The organism is Pseudomonas sp. 43(2021) (assembly GCF_017490805.1).
Taxonomy (GTDB): domain Bacteria; phylum Pseudomonadota; class Gammaproteobacteria; order Pseudomonadales; family Pseudomonadaceae; genus Aquipseudomonas.
The window spans coordinates 1-1609 of sequence record NZ_JAFGYJ010000072.1; the positions used below are offsets into that span (position 1 = coordinate 1).

General features: G+C 46.4%; 3 protein-coding genes. All 3 read left to right on the forward strand.

Annotated elements, in window-relative coordinates:
- Positions 1–304 (forward strand): hypothetical protein (locus tag J5M71_RS25870; RefSeq protein ID WP_207838255.1); only part of this gene is annotated, 304 nt, incomplete at its 5' end.
- Positions 288–1304 carry a TniB family NTP-binding protein gene (locus J5M71_RS25875; protein WP_207838270.1) on the forward strand — a complete coding sequence of 339 codons (1017 nt, stop codon included), beginning with the start codon at positions 288–290 and terminating at the stop codon, positions 1302–1304. The genes J5M71_RS25870 and J5M71_RS25875, both read left to right, overlap by 17 nt.
- Positions 1297–1609, forward strand: a 313-nt coding sequence (locus J5M71_RS25880; RefSeq protein WP_207838273.1) for a hypothetical protein, incomplete at its 3' end; no start/stop codon positions are given. The genes J5M71_RS25875 and J5M71_RS25880, both read left to right, overlap by 8 nt.

Genomic DNA, 1609 nt, shown 5'->3' on the forward strand with positions numbered 1-1609 from the left:
GACCATGGATATGCACGAGCGAATCCTGAAAGAACTTAGACCAAAAGATGGAAATCTTAATATTACCGCTGCTCAACGAAAAAGGCTCGCCATACTTGAAGAACTCCAAAATCAATCGAGTAAATCCGCCCGTTTGAACCATCACCGAGCTGCCGAAAAAGGCCTTCTTACAGAGGCTTCCGAAACCAACACAGTGCCTGAGGAAACTGCAACGAAGCAAGATCATACGCGAGTGTATCACTATTTCGACGACACGCCAGATTCGTACTCTACAATGGAGATTCCGCATGATCGCAAGCGCTGAGAGAGAGCACATCCTAACAGCCTTTGAAACCATCGTAGTATTTTTCGAAAGTTTCAGACGCTCTTACACCAAAGTTCGACGCTCGATTGAAGCGACGCTTCTACGCGGCAGTCCATCGTCAATCATTATCCGCGGGCCATCAGGGTCGGGAAAGTCCACCCTGATAGAGTGCATACAGCTAACGTTAGAAAGTGAACACAAAGAACTTCGTGAAGATGGCGAATATACGATAATACCAGTTGTCAACTTTGAAACGCCTCCAGAAGTCACCATCAAAGGGATGGCGCGTGCAATGTTGATCGCGGTAGGAATTTCAAACCCGCGCGGCAGCACGGAAGAAATGACCCATCAACTGATCACGATATTGAAAACTCGTGGTACTAAAATCGTTTTTCTGGATGAAATTCAGCGACTCTGTCTCCCAACGGCCGACAAGGTACGTCCAAAAGCGCTTGCCTGGATTGTCGGTTTGGCTAACGCACTACGCATACCTATTATTCTTGCTGGGACAGAGGAGTGTGAAGTACTGCAAAGCGATAACAAAGACTACAACCAGAAAGACTACAGCACCAAGGCCTTCAAACGCCGCTATCCATTTACAGCGAAAATGGAACATTTGAAATTCTCAGCGGCCTTCGACTCAGAATTCCAACAGTTTATACGCTCGCTGGACAGCAGGCTCTATGAGCTTACAAAATTACCAGATGGGCTCCATCTCCACGACCCCCTTCTCTCCGCTCAGCTTTTTATGGCAAGCGATGGCAATCTGGAGACATTGCGCCTGACTATTTGGAATGCCCTTCGAGAATGCTTGGATCGAAATCCGGATCAAAACCTAACGCAAGGCTTGACGCTTGAAGACTTCATTTATGCATATGAGCTAACCACGAGTGAAGAATCGAAGCTTAGCAACCCCTTTACGCTGACACTAGAGTCCACACTGGAGCAGATAGGAGAGATGCAAAGGCAAAAAGAGCTTGATAGGAAGCGTAATGAATAAAGTCTATTTTGTTCCTTTTGGCCTTCCAGAAGAAAGCCCCACCAGTATAATTAAACGCTTCGGATTGGCTCATGGCTGCTTAAATAGTAGAACTCTATCTTATCTGATTGGATTTGAATGCATCAATCGACCACCGCTATCCCAGTCGAGCAAATTCACCCAAGATATAGCCAATCTCTTTAACTCTCGAGCGAAGGAATTCGTTTCAGGGTTTTACTCACCTGCGAAGGATTGTTTGAAAACAGACCTGATGATTCAGGGGCTGTATACCCCGCTTAAAATGATTCGTCTTCAGGGAGCAGCCT